Consider the following 23,441-nt stretch of genomic DNA (forward strand, 5'->3'; position numbering starts at 1 on the left):
CACAAAATTAAGGTTTGCCTCAAACGCAAAAGCCAGAAGCTAAGACTCACAAATAAACGTCTTGGCTCCTGGCTCTTAGCTCTTGGTTCTATTCCCTTAGTATTTTCTCGAACCGCCATTGCTGCGGTTTTGGTTATTATTGCGGTTTTGCTGTCCGCCGCCGCTTCCGCCACGGTTTTGCTGACCTCCGCCACCACGATTTTGCTGACCGCCACGGTTTTGCTGGTTGTTGTTGCGTTGGTTATTGGTGCGGGCTTGTACCGGTGTACGGTATTCAACCTTGGCAAGGTTAACATTGTCTTCAAGTTTCAGCTCACCTTTTGATAGTTCATAAAGGTCATTTAAAATGATCTCGTCGCTTACCGAGTCTTTATTCCATTGCACATAAGCCATTTTCATGAAATTGGCAATAGCCTGTACCATGTGCTGCTTGCGTGCAGGCTCATCAATACTTTTGGCTTTGGCAATCATCAGTTCAATGGTTTTGCCATAGTGCTTAAACCTGATGCGCTGGTTAGGATAGCCTAACGGCTCGGGCCTGATATGTATAGCCTCGGGCGATGGCAGCGGGTAAGGCGCGTCAACATCAATTTTATAGTCGGATATGATGTGAAGGTGATCCCAAAGCTTGTGCTTAAAATCGGCCACATCACGCAGGTGCGGGTTTAAAAAGCCCATTAATTCAATAACCACGTTGGCATAGCGGTTACGTTCTTCTTTGGTGGGCAGGGCAACAATGTACTTAACCATGTTTTGTACGTTGCGACCGTATTCGGTTAATAAAAGTTTGCTACGGGTTGAGTTATAATCAAATTCTCCAGGCGTAAGTTTTGCAGCCATGTAATTGTTTAGAGTAAAATTTCAGTTCAGCGCCGGTCCTTTAAAATAGTATAAGGAAATATGCGGCAGCCGGATTTGAGTAAGTTAATTAATAAAATATATACGGGTAACGCAAATATAAGCTAAATTGTGTGGGTTACAGCTAAAATAAGTAGCACAAATGTGTAAATTTTTGCCGTCAAGTCAAAATATTTATCATCTATCCCCTAAAATATAACGTATTAAGTTTACATGCCTGATCAACTTAGCATTACCCATATTGATATTTACCGTTTAAGCATTGCCATGGAGCCTTTTACCATTGCCACCGGCACCATGAACTATGCGCAAAATGTTTTTATACGCCTACATACCAATGCCGGTTTGTACGGGGTAGGTGAGTGCTCGGCCTTTCCTATGATAGTGGGCGAAACACAGGATACCTGCTTAGTAATGGCCCGCGATTTTGCCAAACTTTGGATCGGGCAAGATCCGCTTCATATACCCGAACGGATGCAGCAACTGCACGATTTTACCGCCGGAAACTATACCATAAAAGGGGCATTCGATATGGCACTGTACGATATAGCGGCAAAAAATGCAGGCTTGCCTCTATATAAATTTTTAGGCGGAAGCCGCCGCGAGGTTGAAACCGATATTACCATTGGCATATCCACGCCCGAAGTGATGGCGCAAAAGGCCATACACTTTAAGCAAACCGGAGCTTCCATATTAAAAGTAAAATTAGGCAAAGATGCCCGGCAGGATGTAGAGCGCATTAAGCAAATACGGGAGGCCGTTGGTGCCGAAATGAAGATACGTATTGATGCCAACCAGGGCTGGAGTTATGATGATGCCATATATGCCTTACAAGCCTTAGGTGAGTATGGCATAGAGTTTTGCGAACAACCCATGCGTACCTGGTATAATGATAAGCTACCCGAACTACGCAGCCTATCGCCAGTAAAAATTATGGCAGATGAAAGCGTGTATATCCATTACGATGCCCGCTTGCAAATTGAGAGTAATTCGTGCGATTACATTAATATCAAATTGGCTAAATCGGGCGGGATTTTGGAGGCGCGTAAAATACACGATTTAGCAGCGCAGCATAATATACCTTGCATGATGGGCGGTATGCTCGAAAGCCGTATTGCCCTGAGCACTAAGCTGCATTTGGTTTACGCCAGCCCCAATATTCAATTTTTTGATATGGATACCTGCATGTTAGGCCACCTCGAAGACCCATGCCTTGGTGGGGTTACTTATGATGGCTACTTTTTAAATATTGATGATACCCCCGGCATTGGAGCCGATGCCCGGCCGGAGTTTTTAGAGAAGTGCGAAAGGTGGACGATATAAACTTATCCTGAAAATTACCTGTCTACCTCGCCTAAAACAAAATCAATAGAACCTACTATGGCTATCAGATCGGCGATCATAACGCCTTTTGAAATTTCGGACAATACCGAAAGATTATGAAAACTTGGCCCGCGCGATTTTACACGGAACGGGATTTCGGATTTGCCTGAGGGATCGGTAATAAAGTAAAATCCAAGTTCGCCTTTTGAACCTTCGCCACGCATGTAGTAATCCTGAGCCTTAGGGGCAAGTCTGCGTGGGAGTTTAGCACGTGGATCGAACTCGGGGAAACGTTTAAGTTCTTTTTGCAGGCGATCGAGGCATTGCTCAATGATCTTGAGCGATTCGCCAATTTCATCAACACGAACCTTGTTACGGTCCCAGCAATCGCCTTTGGTGCCCATTAAACCCTCGCCAACGGGTATTTCAAAATCAAGTTCGGGATAAACCGAGTAATTATCTATACGGCGTAAATCCCATTTTAAACCTGAGCCGCGTAGCATTGGGCCCGAGCAGCCGTAATTAATGGCCACATCCATGGGTAAAACACCCACGTTGGCGGTACGGCTAATAAATATCTGGTTATTGGTAAGCAGCTCATTCAGCTCAACCATTTTAGGCTTAAAGTATTCTATAAACTCGCGGCAACGTTCTTCAAAACCAACAGGAAGGTCGAAAAATAGGCCGCCAATCCAAATATAGTTGTACAGCATGCGTGAGCCCGAAGCCCATTCCAGCATACCCAATAATATGTTCCCGGTCGCGAAAACACCATAAAAAAGGTGTAAATGCGCCAATATCAATACCGTAAGTGCCGATGGAAATTAAATGCGATGCAATGCGGTTTAATTCGCAAACCAGCACGCGTATATACTCCACACGTTTCGGAATATCCTTATCAATACCCAGCATACGTTCAACACCCATTACCCAAACGTGGCTGTTGTTCATGGAGGCCAGGTAATCCATCCTGTCGGTAAAAGGTATAGTTTGCTGATACGTTAAGTTTTCGGCATGCTTTTCAAAACAGCGGTGCAGGTAACCGGCATGCGGAATAACCTCCTTCACAATCTCGCCGTCGGTGATCAACTCCAACCGTAAAACCCCGTGGGTAGACGGGTGCTGCGGCCCCATATTCAGGATCATATCCTGTGTTGCGGCTTCGGCTATTTTTTTATGATATTGTTCTAATGCGGTCATTTTTGGATTTCGAATTTCGAATATTCAATTCGAAATTTCCTTGTGTTTATACTGTTTGTCATCTCAAACGGAGTGAGAGATCTTTTCGAACTGTTTAGTTGGTCGCTTTGAAAAGATTTCTCGTTCCTCGAAATGACATGTTGGACTTAATTCAAAGTCTTGACTCTTGGTTCTTGTCTCTCGCCTAATCTATCTTTATCCCCTTATAATACTCCGCAGCTTCATAATCTTTTCGCAACGGGAAACCTTGCCAATCATCGGGTAATAAAATACGCCGTAAATCGGGGTGCCCTTCAAAAAAGATGCCTACTAAATCATATGCCTCACGTTCGTGCCAGTCGGCGGTACGGTAAACGTTTGACAGGGTAGGGAACGTTGGTAAGTTGTTAACATCGCGGCCGTGCTCTTTACTCACTTTTAAGGTAAGCTGCGTTTGATAGGGGATAGATGCCAGGTGATACACCACGCCAAAGCGGTTGGCTGTAACACCGTAATCAATCCCGCTAAGGCACGAAAGGAAATCGAAATACGTAGCCGGGTTGTTTCTCAGCTCCAGGCATACGTCGGCAATACGGTCGGGCGCTATCAGCAGGGCTGGTTGCAGGCCGCCGGTTTCTTCGCCAACAATTACTTCGGGGCCAAAGCGTGCGGTTAGTATTTCTTTAACGCTATCTAACATCATGGGGCAAGTCTTACTTTTTTCCAGGTCTTTTTATCAGCTTTTTTATACAAAACGCGGTCGTGCAGGCGGCTGCTGCGGCCTTGCCAAAACTCTATTAATTGCGGCTTTAAAATGTAGCCACCCCAGTAAGCTGGCTTAGGCACTTCTTTACCCTCATACTCGGCTTCTAACTCCTGCCACTTTTTCTCTAACACATCTCGGTCTTCAATTTCCTGGCTTTGGGGAGATGCCATAGCACCTATCTGGCTGCCTTTAGGGCGCGAGTGAAAGTAGTGTTCCGATTTTTCTTTGCTTAATTTTTCGATAGTACCCTCGATACGTATCTGGCGCTCCAGGTCGCCCCAAAAAAATACGAGAGCAGCATGCGGGTTTTTGGCAATTTCTTTACCTTTACGACTAAGGTAATTGGTGTAAAACGAAAAGCCATCTTCGTTAAAGCCCTTTAACAGTACCACACGTGCCGATGGTCGGCCGTCATGTGTTGATGTGGCCAGCGTCATGGCATTGGGTTCGAGTACTTCGGCCTTAACAGCCTGGTTAAACCAGCTCTCGAACTGTTTTATAGGGTTGGCATGAGCGTCGGCCTCTTTTAATGAGCTGGCGCGATACTCTTGTCTTAGGTTTTGTATGTCTTTTTCATCCATTTGCTGCAAACTTACTAATTGCCGTTATCAATTTATGAAGCGAGTGTTAAAATGAACATATTTATACACTTCATGTTATACAAGTAAATTTTAACTATGCTAAGTACTATAACACCCGCCGCCGGGCGCCTGCTAATTTCTGAACCATTTATGATGGACCCAAACTTCAAGCGTTCGGTAATATTATTGGCCGAACACGCTGAAGACGGTACGCTGGGTTATGTACTTAATCACCTGAGCGAATATAAGCTGAGCGATGTATTGCCCGATGTGAACTACTCGGAAATGCCCATATACATTGGCGGACCGGTTGCCAACAATACCCTGCACTTTATTCATCGTTGCCCTGATAAAATTGAAGGCGGGGTAGAGGTATGGGATGGTATTTACTGGGGCGGAAGTTTTGACCGTGTAAAAGAACTGCTGAACAACTACCAGCTAAACGAAAACGAGATCCGTTTTTTTATGGGCTACTCGGGCTGGAACCCCGGCCAGCTGGATACAGAAATAGAAGAAGATACCTGGATAGTAGCCAATAAGTTTAATCCTGAAGTGCTTTTTATGCACGATGAACAAAACTTGTGGCGCGAAGCAGTAATTAGCTTAGGCCAGCGATATGCGCATATCGCTAATTTTCCGGAAAATCCGATGTTGAATTAAACCTCACCCCGGCCCTCTCCAAAGGAGAGGGAGTAAAACAAATTGGTATTTACTTTTTAAAGTCCTCTCCTTTGGAGAGGGTTTAGGAGAGGTTACCCGTTATACCCAATTGGCAACCCTTCAGCTTTCATATCTTCTGCCGAATCCAATACCTTTTGGGCTAATTCATGTTTGTAAGTGATGAGGGCTTGGGTTAATTTCTCATCTGCTGTTGATAATATTTGGGCAGCAAGTAGGCCTGCATTTTTAGAAGCATTGAGTGCTACGGTTGCCACTGGGATACCATTTGGCATTTGGAGTATAGATAATACCGAATCCCAACCATCAATTGAATTGCTCGATTTTACAGGAACGCCAACTACCGGTAAATGGGTTAATGAGGCTACCATGCCCGGCAAATGCGCTGCACCGCCTGCACCGGCAATTATTACCTTTAAGCCACGGCTTGCGGCCGATTTTGCATAATCAAATAACCTATCGGGTGTGCGGTGGGCTGAGACCACGGTAATTTCATAGGCAACGCCTAATTCGGTAAGCACATCGGCAGCATCCTGCATTACAGGCAGATCTGATTTGCTGCCCATTATAATTCCTACTTTATATTCTGAGGTCATTGTATATGTTATTAAGCGTCATTGCGAGGTACGAAGCAATCTCTGCGGATGCATACAGTATATGCAAATCGTTCAGGGATTGCTTCGTACCTCGCAATGACGGGTTGGGTATCTAACTAATTACTTTAAGCGTATTCTGCACGTACCTTGCTTTTTCAATCGCTTTCTCTCTATCAACATCAACAATAGTAACATGTCCCATTTTGCGGAAAGGTTTGGTTAATGCTTTACCGTACAAATGAATATACACTCCGGGGCAGTTTAATACCTTTTCAATGCCCTGGTAAACTGCCGGCCCTTCGTGGCCTTGTTCGCCCAATACATTTATCATAATGGCGTTGCTCAAGCTGTCGGTATTACCTAACGGTTGATTAAATATAGCGCGCAAATGTTGCTCGAATTGCGACACCACATTGCCCTCAATAGTTTGGTGACCGCTGTTGTGTGGGCGTGGCGCGAGTTCATTTACTAATATCTTACCGTTCTTGTCCAAAAACATTTCAACCGCCAGTAAACCTACAATACGCAGGCTTTCGGCAATTTTTTTGGCTATGTTAGCTGCTTCCTGCTGTATTTCGAATGATAGGGTAGATGGCGAAATTAAAAACTCTACCAAATTGGCTTCCGGGTTAAACTCCATCTCCACCATGGGGAAGGTTTCTATATCACCTTTTTCGTTGCGGGCAACTATTACGGCAATTTCCTTCTCAAAATTAACCCAACGCTCAATAAGGCTTGGTTCGGTAAAGGCCTTGGCTAAATAACTTTCGTCAACTACCTTATACACACCTTTGCCATCGTAACCGTCGCGGCGTAGCTTTTGAATGTAAGGGAAAGGCATAGTGCTTTCCTGTAGTTCTTTAGCGCTGCTTATAATTTGAAACTCGGCCGTGGGAATTTCGTTTTCTTTAAAAAACTGCTTTTGCAGTCCCTTGTCCTGTATTAATCTTATTACACGGGGTTGCGGATAAACCACCACGCCTTCGCGTTCCAATTGTTCTAAAGCGTCAACGTTAACCTTCTCAATTTCGATGGTAAGGAGGTCAACCTTTTTTCCAAAATTATATACGGTTTCGTAATCGCTTAACGAGCCAACTACAAATTCGTCGCATAGCTTGCGGCAGGGCGCTTCGCGGTCGGGGTCTAAAACTTTAACGGTTACGTTATAATTGATGGCTTGCTGTATAAGCATGCGGCCTAATTGTCCGCCGCCTAAAATTCCAAGCCTTAAATCGCCATAAAATGCTTTCATATTTCGGTTTACAAATTAAGCCCAAATCTTTTAAAAACCCTAAATCAAATTTATCCAAATCAATTATGCGTGTTTAGCTGTATATTTGCAAAAGTTTATTAACATAATACATTACCCTTAATGAAGACAAGAATAGCTGTAGCCAAAGGCGATGGTATAGGTCCTGAAATAATGGAAGCCGTACTTAATATTTTTGAGGCGAACGAAGTACCTCTTGAGTATGAATTTGTAGAAATGGGAAAATCTTATTTCGATGCAGGACACTCAACCGGTATGACCGAGGCCGCGAAAGCAACCATCGAAAATTTGGGCATCTTGTTTAAAGGCCCAATGGAAACCCCAAAAGGCAAGGGTGTAAAAAGTATAAACGTTACGGCCCGCAAAGTGTGGAATACTTATGCCAACCAGCGCGATTTTCGTACCCTTAACGGCGTACAAACCGTGTTTTCAAAAGCGGGTATCCAAATCAACATGACCATCATACGCGAAAACATTGAGGATACTTACGGTGGCATTGAGCACATGATCACAAATGATGTGGCTGTTGGTCGTCGTATCATCACCCGTCCGGGTTCGGCCCAGGTTATACGTTACGCGTTTGAAATGGCGCGCCGTAAAGGGTTGAAAAAACTGGCTTGCGGTCACAAGGCTAACATCATGAAATTGACCGATGGCTTGTTCCTCGAAACGTTTTACGAAATAGCTAAAGAATACCCGGAAATACAATCATCAGACATTATTGTGGATGATTTGTGTATGAAATTGGTGAGCCACCCCGAAATTTTTCAGGCCATCGTTTTAACCAACCTGCAGGGCGACATCGTGTCTGACCTTTGTGCCGGTTTGGTAGGTGGTTTAGGCTTTGCCCCATCGGCCAACATTGGCGATAACATCTCGATTTTTGAAGCCGTACACGGCACCGCACCCGATATTCAGGGCAAAAATATAGCTAACCCAACTGCATTATTGCTTTCGGGTATATCAATGCTGCGTTACCTGGGCTTAACCGGCCATGCCGCAACCATCGAGAATGCATTGCTTTATACTTTAGAAAAAGGCATCCACACGGGCGATTTTGGCGATCGTGCAACCAAATCGGCCAATACTACCGAATTTGCTGATTGCATTATAGCAAACCTTGGCAAGCACCCATCATCGGGCGGTGCACATGGGCAGCCTAACTTTGAGTGCAAAACCAACGCCGATTTTACACCGGAAAAAAACAAGATCACCGTTACCGATCCTAACATTACCGAAGAAATTTTAGGTGTTGATGTTTTTGTTGAATTTACCGGTCAGCCAGGTGAATTAGCCGAAATTGCCAAAAGCAAACTAAACGATAAATTTGAGCTTATCATGATCTCAAACCGTGGTACCCAAGTTTGGCCTACCGGTTCGGTTTATACCGAGTTGGTAAACCAGTTCCGTATACGTTACGAAAAACCGGAGGGTGTTGAGTTAACCCAGCGTGATATCTTTGACCTCGCAGCCGAAGTATCTGACGTGGTTAAAGTAGGCTCAGTTGAGTTCTTAATGAAGTTTGGCGATAAAATTGGTTACTCACTGGCTCAGGGTCAATAATCAAATAATTTTGCTGCAAGCATAAAAAAGCGGTTCAGGTAAAACTGAACCGCTTTTTTTTTGACTGAAATTTAATGCAATGTTATTTGGACTGGTATATTAAGCCATTAGGGGCAAGGTATGGGAAAATAACCGTTTCGCTAAAAGCCTCGCTTTTAATGTCCATGATACCTGGAAAGCCCTTCATTAAAGGCGACACTAATACATGAAAGCTTTTGGCATCTTTATTTACCGTGGTTTTTAAGTTCTCAAAACTTACGTAATTTTCTGCTTTTTGTACCAGTTGTTTGTAAGTGCCTTGATGATCGGCATAAAACTTTTCGAATTTGCTGTCTCTATAAAAATCTTCTAACAGCCCTGCATAACGCTTAAACTGAATTTTGCTGTTATCAATGCGATAGTTTTCTTTGAGTGCAAAACGGCCATTAACAAGCTTGAAAGCAAAGAGTCCATTCCTATATTTTTCAATTAATTTACGCGATGAACCTAAACCGGCGTTAAGTTGTAACACCGCTTTATGGTCTTTATATTTATTAAAGTAAGCGGTAAAGTCTTTGTAATAAGGTGTGCTCGTATCTATTAAACTGCTATCACGTTTGGCTGCATCAGTTAATGCAAGTAGCGCAAGCCCCAATTCATATGATTCGGGTGCCACGGCTTCTATTTTCCCGGTGTTGACAGTAATATATTTTTCGGTATAGCGTGGGGTTACATCGTAACTTTTACAGCTATTTAAAGTGAGTGTTGCAGCAAATAGTGCAATTGCACAAGTAAGATGAGTTTGGTGTTTCATTTATGTAAGCGTTTGTAGATAAAGTACTTAAATAAACACTGTAGTTGTTAATGTGTTTGCTCCGTTATTTTAATAATTACAGGTTTTATTTAAGAAATGCAATTCACTACGCTTAATTCACTTCAAAATAAAAAACCCCGGTTATTGTTAAAATAACCGGGGTTTTTTATTATTATTTTACTTTTATTAGTCGTTAATAGAGTTAGCAGCTACTTTAATATCTGATGCCGAAGCTAAAGCTTTATCGGTTGATTCGGCAAAGATCAAGCATTCGCTGAAACCGCGACCACTGATAGCCAGTGTGCTCGATTCGCCTTTCATTAAAGGGGACATGATAACCTGGTAGCTTTGAAATGGCTTAGTATAATTCTTGTTTTTACCCACGGTGCTCCAAGCCGATGTCATGCTCAGGCTTTGGCTTTGGGCGGCTTCCATTTTGCTGTAAAAACTTTTGTGGGCGGCGTAAAACTCACGGAATTTTGAATCTTCCATAAAGTCGTTAAGGGCGGCAGTATAGCGTCTGAAATCAACGCGGTTTAAATCGATACGGTAATCGGTTTTTACCACAATGCGGTTTTGCTTGTTAATCATGAAAGCAAATAATCCGTTACGGAAATGGGTAAATGTTTCCGGGCTTTCTTTTAAATCTTCATTAAGTGTTTCAACAGCCTTGTGGTTTTTAAATGCGGCAAAGTGCTTCACCACTTCATCGTAATAGGGGCTGTTTGTATTTACGTAATTTTTACCTGCATCAGTTAAAGCAAGTACAATGTACCCCAATTCAGTTACTTCCGGAATTTGGGCTCTAATTTGATTTTTGTTGGCTTTAATGTGTTTTGAGCTATAATGAGCTGTTACATCATTATAACTTTTGCAGCCGGTAGCTAATGTTACTGCACCCAGCATCACAGTTCCAATCAAAGGGGCTTTGTAAAATAGTTTCATATGTGTAGTATATTTATATGCCTGTAAACGGAATTGAAAAACAAATAGTTACGTTTTTTTTAATTAATTTATATAAAGATATATAACAGATTTGTTACTTATTAAAAAACAAGTAAAATAAATATTTATTAAATTAATGGTTAAATAACTTCAAAAGGAAATTAAGCTTTCTTGCTCGATTTTCTTTTGAAGTTCAATAATTGCCCCGATAAGTGCCTCAGGACGAGGAGGACAGCCTTGCACATACACATCAACCGGTATCACTCGGTCAACACCTTTTACCACATGATAGCCATGTTGCCAGTATGGGCCACCACAATTTGAGCATGATCCCATCGAGATAACATAACGCGGCTCGGGCATTTGTTCGTACAGGCGTTTAATGCGTTCGGCCATTTTAAAAGTAACAGTGCCGGCAATAATAATCACATCTGCCTGGCGGGCCGAAGGGCGCGGGAATACGCCCAGGCGGTCAACATCATAGGTTGATGCATACATGCCCATCATTTCAATAGCACAACAGGCAATGCCAAAACTTAAAGGCCATACAGATGATAGCCGTGCCCAGTTCATCAAATCGTTTAACTTGGTTACAACTACGCCGCCTTCTTCATTCATTCCCTGGGTCATTAGCCTGCTTTTTAAAAGTGGGTTTAAACATGGGCTTACGGGCCGTATTTGGAGTGACAGTGGCGTTAGCGGTAGCAGTTGTTGAAGGGACTGCTACAATTGAGGGCTCATGTTCAAGTTTAAATTCTTTGTGTTTAAACGCTGCCTGTTGCAGGTTTAGTGTATCGTAAACCGATTTTGGTATATTAACATTGCTAACCGGTACTTCGGGGTTAGGTTTTATCCATTCCAAATCACCTTTGCGCCATACGTAAACAAGTCCTAATATCAATATACCGGCAAATACAAACATTTCAATGAGTGTAAATATGCCCCAGCGTTTGTCAATAGCAATTAGATCGGCATTGGCATAAACCGTAGCCCACGGAAATATGAATACCATTTCTACATCAAACAGCAAAAATATAATAGCTATTACGTAAAAGCGGGTGTTAAACGGTATCCAGGCACTGCCTATGGGTTCTTCGCCGCATTCGTACGAAGTTAGTTTTTCGGCGTTAGGGTTATGTGGACGAAGTAACTTGTTCAAAAACAAGGTCATGCTCACCAAAACAAACCCAACAATAAGGAAGATAAATATCTTTCCAAATTCCGATATTTGCGAAACCTCGTTCATGTGTGCAAATCTAACAAAACAATCAAATTTTGATGCTATAATTATTGGCGGTGGTGCCTGTGGGCTCATGTGTGCCGTGCAAGCCGGATTTTTAGGCAAGCGTACCCTCATGCTGGAGCGTAATGATAGGGTGGGTGCTAAAATACTCATTAGCGGGGGCGGGCGTTGTAACTACACCAACCTGCATACCACGGCGCAACAGTTCATCTCGGCCAATCCGCATTTTAGCAAATCGGCCTTGTCACAGTGGACGGTAGACGATACCATCAACTTTTTTGAAACCTATGGCATCACGGGGCAGGAAAAAACGCTTGGTCAGTTGTTCCCTACCACCAACAAAGCCAAAGACATTGTGGAGGTATTTACCAACCTGTGTGCCGATTTAGATCAAACCATATGGTTGGAGACCGAAGTGAAAGCCGTTGAGCAAGCCCAAGGCGGTTTTGTAATAACCTACGAGCGGTATGGCAAAACCCAGCAAATAACTTCACCCAACGTGGTAATGGCCTCTGGCGGGTTGCCTGTACAAAAATTGGGGGCCAGTGATTTTGGCTTGCGTATAGCGCGCCAGTTTGGGTTAAACGTGGTTAAAACCGTACCCGCGCTGGTGCCTTTAACTATTACTGGTAAAGATCAGTCGTGGTATGAGCAGCTATCGGGTAATAGTATTTTTTGTCGTGTTTGGAACGAGAGGATCAGCTTTGAAGAGAACATCCTGTTTACCCATTGGGGACTTAGCGGACCGGCCATTTTGCAAATTTCATCATACTGGCAGGCAGGAGAGGTGTTTTATATGGATATGCTGCCCCAGCAAAACATTACCGACCTGATAACAGCCGAGCGCGCTACCAATCCTAAAAAATTATTGCTCAACTTACTTGCAGGTCTTTACACCCGTAAATTTGCCGAAGCTTTAAGCAGCATGCTGCCTGTTCAAAAAAATCTTGCCTCGTTAAGTAAAGCTGATCTGGAATTGATGGAGCAGTTAATTCATGAGTTTAAAGTGAAACCAGCGGGCGACAAAGGTTATGATAAAGCCGAGGTAATGCGCGGCGGCGTTGACACGGACGAATTATCATCTAAAACCCTGGAAGCTAAAAAAGTACCCGGCTTATATTTTGGCGGTGAGTGTGTTGATGTTACCGGTTGGTTAGGCGGTTATAACTTTCAGTGGGCCTGGGCTTCGGGCTTTGTAATTGCGCAACAATTCTAATCTTTTTTTAATCTCAGAGTTATTATTTCTTATAATGAAATTATATATTTGTAACCCCTTTGTTACAAATGAACTTGAGATTATCTAAGCCTTCCGCATATAAAATAGTAAGTGGCCTATATTTTTTGGTAGCTACATTTAGCTGGTTTTTTAAATATTTTAACAACCGTTACAACAACTATTCTATCTTTAAGTACGTATTTTATCATACCGTACAGCAAAAAAACCTCTACAACTATTACCCTGCCGAGTACGGCGATTGTAACCATTATGGCGTACTTTTTAGCGTAATAATTGCACCGTTTGCACTACTGCCCGATGGTTGGGGCTTTTTCTTTTTCAGCTTACTAAATGCTGCACTCATTGTTTGGGCTATTCGCCTGTTTCCTTTAGCCAATAAGCATAAAATGTTTATTATGCTGTTTAGTGTAATGGAGTTTGCCAATGCCGCGCATTACATACAGTTTAACGCGGTAATTACGGCTATCATAATTTTTAGCTTTTTGCTGGTTGAAGATGAAAAAGAAGAGTGGGCAACTTTATTTATAGTTTTAGGTACGCTTATTAAACTATACCCAATTGTTGGTTTAACCTTCTTTTTGTTCTCTAAACATAAGCTCAAATTTGTGCTGTGGGGAATATTCTGGCTTGCAGTCTTCTTTGCGGCTCCTATGCTTATTACCAGTAAGCAATTCGTTATTCAATCCTACTTCGATTGGTATGAATCTCTCCATGCTAAGAATCTCGAAAACTTAGGCTTAGAAAGCTCCCAAGATATATCAGTTATGGGAACTGTTCGCCATTTAACCCGTAATATTAACATCCCTAACTGGCCGTTTTTGTTGTTTGGTGTATTGGCTTTTGGTATCCCGTTATTACGTTTTGGGCAATATCAATTTATACGTTTCAGGTATCAGGTTCTGGCTTCGGCATTATTACTTATTGTACTATTCAGTACAGGTTCTGAGCATCCAACTTATATTATTGCCGTAGTGGGTGCTACCTTGTGGATTTTTATGCAAGAGAAACCTTTTACCCGTACCAATATTGTATTGTTGGTATTGTTGGTGTTAATTACCGGTTTAGGCCCAACTGATGCATTCCCCAAATACATCAGGCATGAGTTTATTAATAAGTATGTAATGAAAGCATGGCCATGTATTGCAGTATGGCTGATGATCACTTATGAGCTGATATTTAAAGATTTCTCAAACAGCGGCGCATTACATAAGGCAGATGCTCATGAAGCAATTAAAGAATCAGCACCATCAATAGCCTGAAATTACTGCTTAGCCCGTGCTTCGCGTAAAGCACGGTAATACTTTAGCAAACCGTCCATCTTGCTGATATTGAATTTGCCTTGTTGTATGGCATCAACAGCTTGTGGCTCGTCGGCCATAATATCGGTCATTACGTCAATAAAATTCATGGGGGTAACCTGACTCATACCGGCTACGTTTTCGCCAAAGTAATAAGTAGCACCGCGGTTGTAAGCGCCACCGCCGCCACCGCCACCTCCTCCGCCAAGGCTAATGCCTACACCGCCTCCGCCAAAGCCACCGGTGCCAATACCGCCTCCAATACTTGGTGATACCCTAAAGCCACCACCTCCGCTTCCGCTGCTGCCACCGTGGTAAACGTATAGTTTTAAAGGCTCATCTAACTCAACCTTTACAAAATCAATTTCGGCCTTGGGCCATGTTTCATATGATGGTGGGTGGGCAACTATAAAGCTGTCTTTACCCATCACATAATATTTAAGGTCGCGTGCGCTGAGTTTTATTTCGTTGGCCTTTGGGTTTTCTTTATAAATAATAAACCCCTCATTTTTAACAGGGCCTTTGCCGCTTTGGCCTTGTTGTATTAAGCCGGGTACTTTGTTGCCTTTTACATCGTAAAAATAGCCGGGCTGCCACTTTTGGGCAAAGGCGGTACAGGTAATTAAAGTTAATGCTGATAGAAGCAGGTATTTCATAATGAGTAAACGTATTAACTGTTTTTTATTGCGATGGGTTAATACATGTCGTCGGCCTTGCCGTCTTTAGTTTTTGGCCAAAATAATATTGTTTTAGGTATTACGCCGGTTTGATAGTATTCAACAAGGTCATCTATGCGGCCAAACCTGAATTTTTTATCTTTAATTTTTGCAACTACATCTGGTTTGTCGGCCATAAGCTGGCTCAAAACATCTATGTAGTTTTTACGTGTAATTTTCGTAATATTATCAGGGTCCGGGCCATAGTAATAATTTTTTAACACACCTCCGCTTACCATACCATTGGATGTAATTGCAGAATAAGCTATAGTAGATAGATACAACTTAGTTGGAGTATTAAGAACTACAGAAAGGAATGAAAAATCTTTTAAATCGATATGTTTAGAAACAACAAAGCTGTCTTTATCCATTACAAATCCTGAGATTTGTTTGGATAATAATTTTACTTTCTGGGCATCTTCCTTTTCTTTAAAGAAAATCCTGTCACCCTCAGTGCTGAATAATGATTTTTGAGGGGCAGACCATGAAATTAGTCCAGTGACTTTTTTACCTGTTAAATCATAGTAATATCCATCAATCCAGGTTTTGCCAAATAATGATTGTGCATGGCTTGTGAGTGTAACACCCAAAATACAAAGGGCAAGTAAAATTGTACGCATAAGATTTAGATATTTGAAAGCTAATATAACTGAAATAATAACATGATGACCGTTGATCTGCGCAGCGATACTGTAACCAAGCCAACCCCCGCCATGCTTGAAGCCATGTGGAACGCCAAAATAGGCGATGATGTGTTTGGCGAAGACGAAAGCATAAACGAACTGGAAGCCAAGGCCGCTGCAATGTTTGGCATGGAGGCCGGTTTGTTTTGCCCATCCGGCACCATGACCAATCAAATAGCCATTAAAAGCTTTACCCAGCCTTTAGATGAATTGATTGCCGACCAAACCGCTCACGTTTACCGTTATGAGGGTGGAGGCATTGCCTTTAACTCGGCGGTATCTACTCGTTTGCTCAACGGCGAGCGCGGTATATTAACGACCGAAATGATAGAGCCTGAGATTAATGCCGAAAACATACATTACCCCAATACCAGTTTGGTGGTTTTAGAAAACACCGTGAACAAAGGCGGCGGCAAATGCTATACCCTTGAGCAAATTGCCCCCATTGCTGCGCTATGTAAACAACGCGGACTAAAACTTCACCTGGACGGTGCCCGCATATTCAATGCCCTTGTACACACCGGCGATAATGCTGCCGATTATGGCAAGTATTTCGACGGTATTTCAGTTTGTTTATCAAAGGGATTAGGTACCCCGGTAGGCTCGGTTTTACTGGCTGATGCGGGTACCATTAAATACGCACGCCGCTTGCGCAAGGTTTTAGGCGGAGGTATGCGCCAGGCAGGTTTTTTGGCGGCCGCCGGTATTTATGCTTTAGATCATCATGTGGAGCGTTTAAAAATTGACCATAGCCATGCACACATTTTAGCCGATGAACTGCGGAAATGCCCGTGGGTAAGCAACATAGTTGATGTGGAAACTAATATCGTATTGTTTGATACTCCGGAACCTGCCGATGTTATAGTGAACAGGCTGGCCGAAAAGGGTGTGAAGTGTAATAGTACTGATGCAAACCGTGTGCGTTTTGTAACTCATCTGGACGTGCACGCTAAACAAATTGAGTATACGGTAAAGGTATTGAGTGGATTGTTATAATCAATTTGTCATTGCGAGGAACGAAGCAATCTCTGTGTAGGCAGGCGAGTATGCATAGTTCAGAGATTGCTTCGCTCCTCGCAATGACGCGCTTACATAGAAATGGTAATAGGAGCAGTTATAGCTAAAACTTATACATTATTAAAATGTTATAAGAAAAAAGCTCATGAACCGCCTCCTTAAAAAACTCGAAAAAATTGGCCGCGATCCTAAAATTACCGCTAAAGCCGCAGGGTTAAGATATGTATCTGATACATCTCCTGGTTACTCGCGTAAGCCATCGGGTAAGGGTTTCAGTTATATTGATGCTAATGGCAAGCCGGTTAAAGATAAAGAGCTGATACAGCGTTTCAATAAATTGGTTATACCGCCGGCCTACACCAGCGTATGGATATCGCCGCATGAAAACAGTCACCTGCAGTTTACCGGTACAGATGCTGCGGGGCGCAAGCAATACCGCTATCACGCCGATTGGAACAAGATACGCAATCAATCCAAATATCACCGTTTGCAGGCATTTGCTGCACACTTGCCAGCTATACGCAAACGCGTTGATGAAGACCTGCAACGCCGTAACCTCGATCATGATAAGGTGTTGGCACTGGTGGTGCGTTTAATGGAATTGACCAGCATCCGTATAGGTAATGAATCGTACAAAAAACTGTATGGCTCGTACGGTTTAACCACCATGATGAACAAGCATGTAAAGATCGACGGGACTAAAATAAACTTCGAGTTTAAAGGTAAAAAAGGGGTTTATCATAAAATTGCTTTGCAAAGCAGGAAACTCTCTAAACTGGTAAAGCAATGCCGCGATTTACCGGGCAAAGAACTGTTTCAGTACTTTGATGATGATGGAAAACGCTGCACCATTGACTCGGGCGATGTGAACGATTATCTTAAACAAATTACCGGCGAAGATTTTACGGCCAAAGATTTTCGAACCTGGGCGGGCAGTGTAAGTGCCTTATACGCATTTAAAGAGGCAGGCGAGTTTGAAAACCAAACCCAGTGCAAAAAGAATATTATTAGCGTGTTAGATAACGTAGCCTTAACGCTGGGCAATACCCGTACGGTTTGTAAAAAGTATTATGTGCATCCTACTGTAATTAAAAGCTACGAAGAGGGTACGCTTTTTAAGTACATCGAAGATTTGGATGAGGATAAAGATATAACCGCTTCCGAGCTGAATACTGCCGAGAAAGCGCTGCTCAATATCCTCGAACACGAAAAGCTGGCGGAGGCCAGCTGATCGTGCTTTTTGAAAACTAAATTAACTCAATCAATCAGTTTTTCTTAGGGGTATTTTTAACTGCCTTTTTGGTGGTAATCACAATTACGCCATTAGCGGCCTGCTGGCCATATAAAGCAACAGCCGATGCATCTTTAAGTACGGTTATGCTTTCTATCGTATTTGGGTTTATGTCATTAATAGGGGATAATAACTGCGATTTTCCATCAACCACCCATAAAGGTTCTTTGCCCGCTAATTGAGTGCCTATTATTTTTAAACCAGTGCTTTTTGTACCATAACCAATAACAGTAACTTCTTTAACACCTTTTTCCCTGGCGGTGGCAACCTCATCATGTATTTTAGCCTGAATTGCCCGGTCCAAACTGTCTCGTTCTTTTACAAGTTTGCTTACAGCAGGAGAGCTTTTATGGGCCGAGCCAGCCAAGGCAAGTATAGTACTTTCATTACCATACACCGGAACTTTCGTGTCTGATCCTGCAGGGGTATAATAACCTGTTGGTTTTAGGTTTGTATCTGGCCTGCCTCGTATAATTACTTCGTTTACAAACGCCTTGTTTTTATTAGTAGTACCAAGGTCGATAAGTTTTTGATTTAACTGTCTCTTAGCCTCACTGTCGGTATTTTTTAAACTAACAATTATAAGTCCTTTTCTTCCCGCCTCTCCGTATAGTTTTACCCCTGTTGAATCTTTAAAAATGTCTACACTTTCTATCTCATTAGGATTTATGCGGCTAAGGGGATTAATTCCTTTTAAGGGTACCCCATCAACTACGTACAGTACCGAGTCATTTAATGCGGATTTAACTGATATTTTTATTTTAGGTGTATCAATTAAATTTAGTGTGTTTGAACTGCTGATATCTGCTTTTTGCAGATTTATTTGCTCAGCAGGTTTTTTAGCCTGTACCGCATAGCTTTCATTAGACTCAGCTTTTGTTGAGGCCAAATTATCAGATACCAAATCTTTAATGGCCGCACCGGTAGCTGTTTGTACTTGATTTATCGTTTTTTTGATGAGGGCTGCCTTACTTGTTCCAAAAACCAATAACAGGGCAATCATAATAGGAGCAACAAACCCATAACGGGCAAGGCCAAACCTCGAAGATCTTTTTGAATTCATCATCATAATACGTTTTTTAATGGTTGATATATTAAAGTGGTTCACCATGGCATTGGGCGATGTGTTTAGGCTGGCATATAGTAAACTGTACTGGTAACTTTTGGCATCAATGCCTTGCTGAAGTATTTTGCGGTCGGTTATAAACTCCAGGTTTTCGGCTACGGCCTTTTTCATGAGCCACACACCCGGGTTAAACCAGTAAAACACGAGGGTTATCTCGGCCAGTAAAATATCCAATGTATGCCATTGTTTAACATGTATTTGCTCGTGGGCAATAATAGAGCGTAGTTCGCCCTCGGCATGGTGCTTGGGGTTTATATAAATACTTTGCCAAAATGAAAACGGGTTGGCATCTTCTTTAATAATACGCACCGGTTGATTATAGATTTGTGCAGGTTCAGATCGTTTATATATTCTTAACAGCGACCAAAACTGTGCTGCCAGCCTGCAAGCCATCACCACAACACCTATCCAAAATACCATTACTATCCATTGCCAGTAGTTGGTTTGGGCAGTGGGTTGGGTAATGTGCACAACACGGTCGCTAAAATCAATTACTACTGTTTGCAGGGGCTTTAATGGTGCTGATAGCTTTTCGTGGCGTTGCAGCAGGGTGTCAATATTCACCACCGGATACAGGGTCGAAAATATAATGGCCGTTACCAGGTACACGCGGTTTAGCGTATAAAAAGTAAGTTTGCGCAGTACGCCGTAATAGCCAAGGCAAAATAACAGCAGGGCGGCATTTACTTTAAGCAGGTATATGATTAAAACCGGCATAATAGTTAGTTTTTAGGTTTTTCAATTAGATTAATGATTTCCTGGAGTTCTTCGGCACTTATTTTTTTGTCTTTAGCAAAAAAGGTAACCAGTTCTTTATACGAGTTTTGAAAGTAATCGCTCACAAACCCTTTCATAAAGCGCTTTTTGTAATCTTCTTCCTTAATAATGGGAGAGTACTTAAAGCTGTTGCCCATTTTAATGCTTTGCACAAATGCTTTACGCTCCAGGTTCTTAACCGTAGATGCAAGGGTGGTGTAAGGCGGTTTGGGCTCGGGTATAGCCTCTAAAAAGTCTTTTATAAAACCTTCGCCGGTTTGCCATATGGCTTGCATTGCGTCTTCTTCTTGTTGTGATAATTTCTCCATCTTTCTACGATAACTTCGTAAATCTACGAATGTTTCGTAATAATCCAAAATTATTTGAAAATAATTTTTTAATGCATTAACTGTTGGAGTATGGTGAATTGCACGGTATTATTTGTGAATTGGAGATGTTTTAAGCAATTAAATTGTATAAGTAGTTGAAGTTTTACGGATTGTTGCGCCAAATTTTGCACATTAATATTTAGTAGAAATATACTTTTTAATAAATCAGAATAAAATTTGGATATTTTTTAAAATATTTTCAGCTTTTTTTATAAAAACATCAAAATTATATATCTTTACTACGTAATTAATTAATAAAAACTACTGTTAAATTTTGAAAAGCATATCCAGGCGCGATTTTTTAGGTCGCGGAGCTATGTTAACCGGTGCTGCTTACCCTGCCATGATGGCTTTGGGAATGTTAAAACCGGCTCCCGCGCATGCTTTTAGTTTAGAAGGTAGTGGCAACGGGAAGAAAGTAATTATACTGGGTGCTGGTTTAGCTGGAATGACCTGCGCCTATGAGTTAAGCAAACTGGGTTACCAGTGCACGATTTTAGAAGCCCGCGAACGTACAGGCGGGCGCTGCTGGAGCATCCGCAATGGAAGCAAGCACACAGAGAGCGATAACCCAACCGTAACAGCGGGTTTTGATGATGGATTGTATTTTAATGCAGGCCCATCGCGTATACCGCATCACCACCAGCTTACTATGCACTATTGCCGCGAGCTGGGCGTGCCGTTACAGGTTTATAATAACGTAAATGAGAGTACGTATTTTTTTGCAGAGGGTAAAGGCCCGCTATCAAACAAAAAGATACGCAACCGCGAGGTACATAACGATATACGCGGCTACATGACCGAAATGCTGGCCAAAAGCATGGATTATGGCAAGCTGGATACCGGGCTTACCAAAGAAGACGCGGAAAAGGTAATTGAATACTTAATGGCCGAAGGCGGCCTCGATGTAGATAAACTTTATAAAGCTTCGGCCCGGCGCGGTTACCTGGAATCACCGGGCGCAGGTAATCGCCCGGGCAAGATAGCTGACCCGAACAAATTGGCCGACCTTATCCATTCGGGCCTTATGGACCCCGACTTTTACAACGTTGCCGAATACACCTACGAGCTTCAAATGACCATGTTTCAGGCCGTAGGCGGTATGGATAACATTGCCAAAGCCTTAGAAAAAAAGGTAGCCGCGATGCTTAAAACAGGTGCCGAGGTTACCAATATTACAAACACTACCGATGGTGTTAAGATATTATATAAGGATGCCAAAGGCGAACAGGCCATAACCGGCGATATGTGTATATGCACGTTACCGTTACCGGTGCTGAGCAACATTAGTAATAATTTTGCGGGCGATGTAAGTCGGGCTATCGATTTTATAAGCTATAACCAAACCGGTAAAATAGGTTTACAGTTTAGGCGTAGGTTTTGGGAAGAAGATGAGAATATTTACGGTGGTATAACCCATACCAATAATGATCTCACACAAATTTTCTATCCGTCGAATGATTATTTGGGTAAAAAGGGAATACTGATAGGGTACTATAATTTTAACGAAAAAGCCGAAAAAGTAGGAGCACTGGACTATGCCGAGCGCGAAAAGCTGGCCCTGGAAAAAGGCCGTCTCATTCATCCGCAGTATGATAAGGAGTTTGAGAAGTCGTTTTCGGTAAGCTGGCATAAAACCAAGTACAATATGGGCGGCTGGGCGGTTTATTCTAACGCCACCCGTAAAGATCATTATCCGGCGCTAATAAAACCCGACCGTAATGTATACTTTGCCGGCGAGCATTTAACTTACCTCAACGCTTGGATGGCCGGCGCGTTCGAATCGGCACGGAGTGTGGTAGCCGCTTTGCATGGCCGGGTAACCGAGGCAAGGGTTGCATACCCCGATACTAATATTAAAGGATAAAAACGAGCATCACTAAACAATATTACCATGGCAAATTCAATCAACCGCAGAAACTGGATCAGGTCAAGTGCTTTAATGGCAGGCAGTGCCGCGTTTTTTTCTGGCGCGTTAAATAAGCTATCGGCTATGCCGGTAAAGGCTAAACAGGTGCTGTTTGGTAAAGAACACCTGACCGATGCGGATGTAATATTGCAAGGTCCGCCGGTAATGAAGGCCCGTCTTTCGGCTAATGAGAATCCTTTTGGGCCATCGCCTGCGGCAAAAAAAGCCATGACCGAGGCTATGGAAAGCTGCTACCAGTATCCGTTCATGAAAAGCCGTGAGTTGATAAATAAAATTGCTCAGTACGAAGGCATCCAGCAAAGCAACCTCCTGATGGATGCCGGCTCAAGTCCGCTATTGCATGCTGCTGCCATGTTTTACGGTAAAAATGGTGCCGAAATAATTACCGGCGACCCATCGTACAATGATTTAGCCGGTACTGCTGCAAACCTGGGCAGTAAAGTAATTAAAGTTCCCTTAACGGCCGATTACAAGCTCGACCTCGACGCCATGGAAGCCAAGGTTACCGCCAGCACCGGTTTGGTTTACATTTGCAACCCCAACAACCCAACCGCCACCATTGTTGATACGGCCAAGCTGAAAGGCTTTTGCGAACGCGTAAGCAAAAAAGCGGTGGTGTTTATTGACGAAGCTTATATTGATTACCTGCCCGACCCGCAGGCTGCCAGCATGATGAGTTTGGTTAAAGCAGGCCAGAATGTAATTGTTGCTCGTACATTTTCTAAACTATACGGCTTTGCCGGTTTGCGTTGCGGTTATGTAGTTGCCCAGCCCGATACCATTAAAAACCTGTCTGGCTATGCCACCGGCATGATGAGTTTGGCTGCTACCACCGTTGCTGCCGCTGCTGCCGCCTACCAGGAAAAAGAGTTTTTAACCGATGCCCTGAAAAAAACAATGGCCTCTAAGCAGTTCCTGTATGATCTGTTGAAGAAAGAAGGTTACACTTATATCCCATCATCAGCCAATTTTGTGATGTTTCCTATTAATATGGATGGACAACGTTTTTCGCAGGAAATGAACAACCGCGGCGTAAGCATACGTACCTGGAAGTTTAGCGGTAAAGACTGGTGCCGTGTAAGCATTGGCCGCATGGATGAAATGCAAGCCTTTGCCGATGCCTTTAAACAAATTTCGTAAACTATTTGAAACTATATATTAACTACTGACTCACTCACCCAAGCGTTGTTGCCCCTCAAAAGG

General features: G+C 42.7%; 22 protein-coding genes and 1 pseudogene. 9 read left to right on the forward strand and 14 right to left on the reverse strand.

Annotation, left to right across the window (positions count from 1 at the left end):
- Positions 1-96: 96 nt before the first annotated feature.
- Positions 97-840, reverse strand: a complete 744-nt coding sequence (locus tag QE417_RS22685; RefSeq protein ID WP_311954128.1) for a DUF4290 domain-containing protein — start codon at positions 838-840, stop codon at positions 97-99.
- 231 nt (positions 841-1,071) lie between these two features.
- Here QE417_RS22685 and QE417_RS22690 point away from each other — a divergent pair, with 231 nt between their 5' ends.
- The gene (locus QE417_RS22690) at positions 1,072-2,181 is read left to right on the forward strand and encodes a mandelate racemase/muconate lactonizing enzyme family protein (protein ID WP_311954130.1); all 1,110 of its coding nucleotides are present in this window, start codon (positions 1,072-1,074) and stop codon (positions 2,179-2,181) included.
- 14 nt (positions 2,182-2,195) lie between these two features.
- Here QE417_RS22690 and QE417_RS22695 read toward each other — a convergent pair.
- The 3 genes and pseudogenes from QE417_RS22695 to pdxH all read right to left on the reverse strand — a co-directional run bounded on the left by QE417_RS22695 (position 2,196) and on the right by pdxH (position 4,707).
- Positions 2,196-3,381: pseudogene (locus QE417_RS22695) on the reverse strand (NADH-quinone oxidoreductase subunit D).
- 184 nt (positions 3,382-3,565) lie between these two features.
- Positions 3,566-4,063, reverse strand: coding sequence for an NADH-quinone oxidoreductase subunit C (locus QE417_RS22700; protein ID WP_311954132.1), 498 nt, complete (start codon positions 4,061-4,063; stop codon positions 3,566-3,568).
- Entirely contained in the window at positions 4,060-4,707 is a 648-nt protein-coding gene (pdxH, locus tag QE417_RS22705; RefSeq protein ID WP_311954134.1) for a pyridoxamine 5'-phosphate oxidase, read from the reverse strand. Before pdxH ends, QE417_RS22700 begins: the two co-directional genes overlap by 4 nt.
- A gap of 96 nt (positions 4,708-4,803) precedes the next feature.
- Between pdxH and QE417_RS22710 the strand changes: the two genes are divergently transcribed.
- On the forward strand, positions 4,804-5,367 hold the full coding sequence (locus QE417_RS22710; protein WP_311954136.1) for a YqgE/AlgH family protein: 564 nt from the start codon (positions 4,804-4,806) through the stop codon (positions 5,365-5,367).
- 92 nt (positions 5,368-5,459) lie between these two features.
- On the opposite strand, the gene purE is transcribed toward QE417_RS22710, so the two are convergent.
- The gene (gene purE / locus QE417_RS22715) at positions 5,460-5,981 is read right to left on the reverse strand and encodes a 5-(carboxyamino)imidazole ribonucleotide mutase (protein ID WP_311954139.1); all 522 of its coding nucleotides are present in this window, start codon (positions 5,979-5,981) and stop codon (positions 5,460-5,462) included.
- 112 nt (positions 5,982-6,093) lie between these two features.
- The gene (locus tag QE417_RS22720) at positions 6,094-7,233 is read right to left on the reverse strand and encodes a 5-(carboxyamino)imidazole ribonucleotide synthase (protein WP_311954141.1); all 1,140 of its coding nucleotides are present in this window, start codon (positions 7,231-7,233) and stop codon (positions 6,094-6,096) included.
- A 120-nt stretch (positions 7,234-7,353) separates the two neighbouring features.
- On the opposite strand from QE417_RS22720, the gene QE417_RS22725 reads away from it, so the two are divergent.
- Positions 7,354-8,814, forward strand: coding sequence for an isocitrate/isopropylmalate family dehydrogenase (locus tag QE417_RS22725; protein WP_311954143.1), 1,461 nt, complete (start codon positions 7,354-7,356; stop codon positions 8,812-8,814).
- Between the two features lie 82 nt (positions 8,815-8,896).
- Here the strand turns inward: QE417_RS22725 and QE417_RS22730 are convergent, their stop codons facing one another.
- The 4 genes from QE417_RS22730 to QE417_RS22745 form a co-directional block, all read right to left on the reverse strand.
- Positions 8,897-9,607: a DUF4932 domain-containing protein gene (locus tag QE417_RS22730; protein ID WP_311954145.1), complete on the reverse strand. Its 711-nt coding sequence runs from the start codon at positions 9,605-9,607 to the stop codon at positions 8,897-8,899.
- Between the two features lie 186 nt (positions 9,608-9,793).
- The gene (locus tag QE417_RS22735) at positions 9,794-10,552 is read right to left on the reverse strand and encodes a DUF4932 domain-containing protein (protein WP_311954148.1); all 759 of its coding nucleotides are present in this window, start codon (positions 10,550-10,552) and stop codon (positions 9,794-9,796) included.
- Between the two features lie 150 nt (positions 10,553-10,702).
- Complete coding sequence (locus tag QE417_RS22740) at positions 10,703-11,182, reverse strand: NADH-quinone oxidoreductase subunit B (protein WP_311954150.1); 480 nt, start codon at positions 11,180-11,182, stop codon at positions 10,703-10,705.
- Positions 11,163-11,798, reverse strand: coding sequence for an NADH-quinone oxidoreductase subunit A (locus tag QE417_RS22745; protein ID WP_311954152.1), 636 nt, complete (start codon positions 11,796-11,798; stop codon positions 11,163-11,165). The genes QE417_RS22740 and QE417_RS22745 overlap by 20 nt, the downstream gene beginning before the upstream one ends.
- Between QE417_RS22745 and QE417_RS22750 the strand changes: the two genes are divergently transcribed.
- Positions 11,797-13,011 (forward strand): NAD(P)/FAD-dependent oxidoreductase, encoded by a 1,215-nt coding sequence (locus QE417_RS22750; RefSeq protein ID WP_311954156.1) that lies wholly within the window; start codon positions 11,797-11,799, stop codon positions 13,009-13,011. The genes QE417_RS22745 and QE417_RS22750 overlap by 2 nt on opposite strands.
- A 68-nt stretch (positions 13,012-13,079) precedes the next feature.
- Entirely contained in the window at positions 13,080-14,291 is a 1,212-nt protein-coding gene (locus QE417_RS22755) for a glycosyltransferase family 87 protein (RefSeq protein WP_311954158.1), read from the forward strand.
- 2 nt (positions 14,292-14,293) lie between these two features.
- Here QE417_RS22755 and QE417_RS22760 read toward each other — a convergent pair whose 3' ends face one another.
- Both QE417_RS22760 and QE417_RS22765 read right to left on the reverse strand, forming a co-directional pair.
- The gene (locus QE417_RS22760) at positions 14,294-14,986 is read right to left on the reverse strand and encodes a hypothetical protein (RefSeq protein ID WP_311954159.1); all 693 of its coding nucleotides are present in this window, start codon (positions 14,984-14,986) and stop codon (positions 14,294-14,296) included.
- Positions 14,987-15,024: 38 nt separating this feature from the next.
- Positions 15,025-15,666, reverse strand: coding sequence for a hypothetical protein (locus QE417_RS22765; RefSeq protein WP_311954162.1), 642 nt, complete (start codon positions 15,664-15,666; stop codon positions 15,025-15,027).
- Positions 15,667-15,708: 42 nt separating this feature from the next.
- Between QE417_RS22765 and QE417_RS22770 the strand changes: the two genes are divergently transcribed.
- Positions 15,709-16,725: a threonine aldolase family protein gene (locus QE417_RS22770; protein ID WP_311954165.1), complete on the forward strand. Its 1,017-nt coding sequence runs from the start codon at positions 15,709-15,711 to the stop codon at positions 16,723-16,725.
- Positions 16,726-16,891: 166 nt separating this feature from the next.
- On the forward strand, positions 16,892-17,977 hold the full coding sequence (locus QE417_RS22775) for a DNA topoisomerase IB (RefSeq protein WP_311954168.1): 1,086 nt from the start codon (positions 16,892-16,894) through the stop codon (positions 17,975-17,977).
- 34 nt (positions 17,978-18,011) lie between these two features.
- On the opposite strand, the gene QE417_RS22780 is transcribed toward QE417_RS22775, so the two are convergent.
- Complete coding sequence (locus tag QE417_RS22780) at positions 18,012-19,880, reverse strand: TonB-dependent receptor plug domain-containing protein (RefSeq protein WP_311954171.1); 1,869 nt, start codon at positions 19,878-19,880, stop codon at positions 18,012-18,014.
- 5 nt (positions 19,881-19,885) lie between these two features.
- Positions 19,886-20,248: a BlaI/MecI/CopY family transcriptional regulator gene (locus QE417_RS22785; RefSeq protein ID WP_311954173.1), complete on the reverse strand. Its 363-nt coding sequence runs from the start codon at positions 20,246-20,248 to the stop codon at positions 19,886-19,888.
- Between the two features lie 334 nt (positions 20,249-20,582).
- Here QE417_RS22785 and QE417_RS22790 point away from each other — a divergent pair, with 334 nt between their 5' ends.
- Positions 20,583-22,175 (forward strand): flavin monoamine oxidase family protein, encoded by a 1,593-nt coding sequence (locus QE417_RS22790; protein ID WP_311954176.1) that lies wholly within the window; start codon positions 20,583-20,585, stop codon positions 22,173-22,175.
- Between the two features lie 27 nt (positions 22,176-22,202).
- Positions 22,203-23,378, forward strand: coding sequence for a pyridoxal phosphate-dependent aminotransferase (locus QE417_RS22795; protein ID WP_311954179.1), 1,176 nt, complete (start codon positions 22,203-22,205; stop codon positions 23,376-23,378).
- The last annotated feature ends 63 nt before the right edge of the window (positions 23,379-23,441 follow it).

The organism is Mucilaginibacter terrae (genome assembly GCF_031951985.1).
GTDB lineage: Bacteria > Bacteroidota > Bacteroidia > Sphingobacteriales > Sphingobacteriaceae > Mucilaginibacter > Mucilaginibacter terrae_A.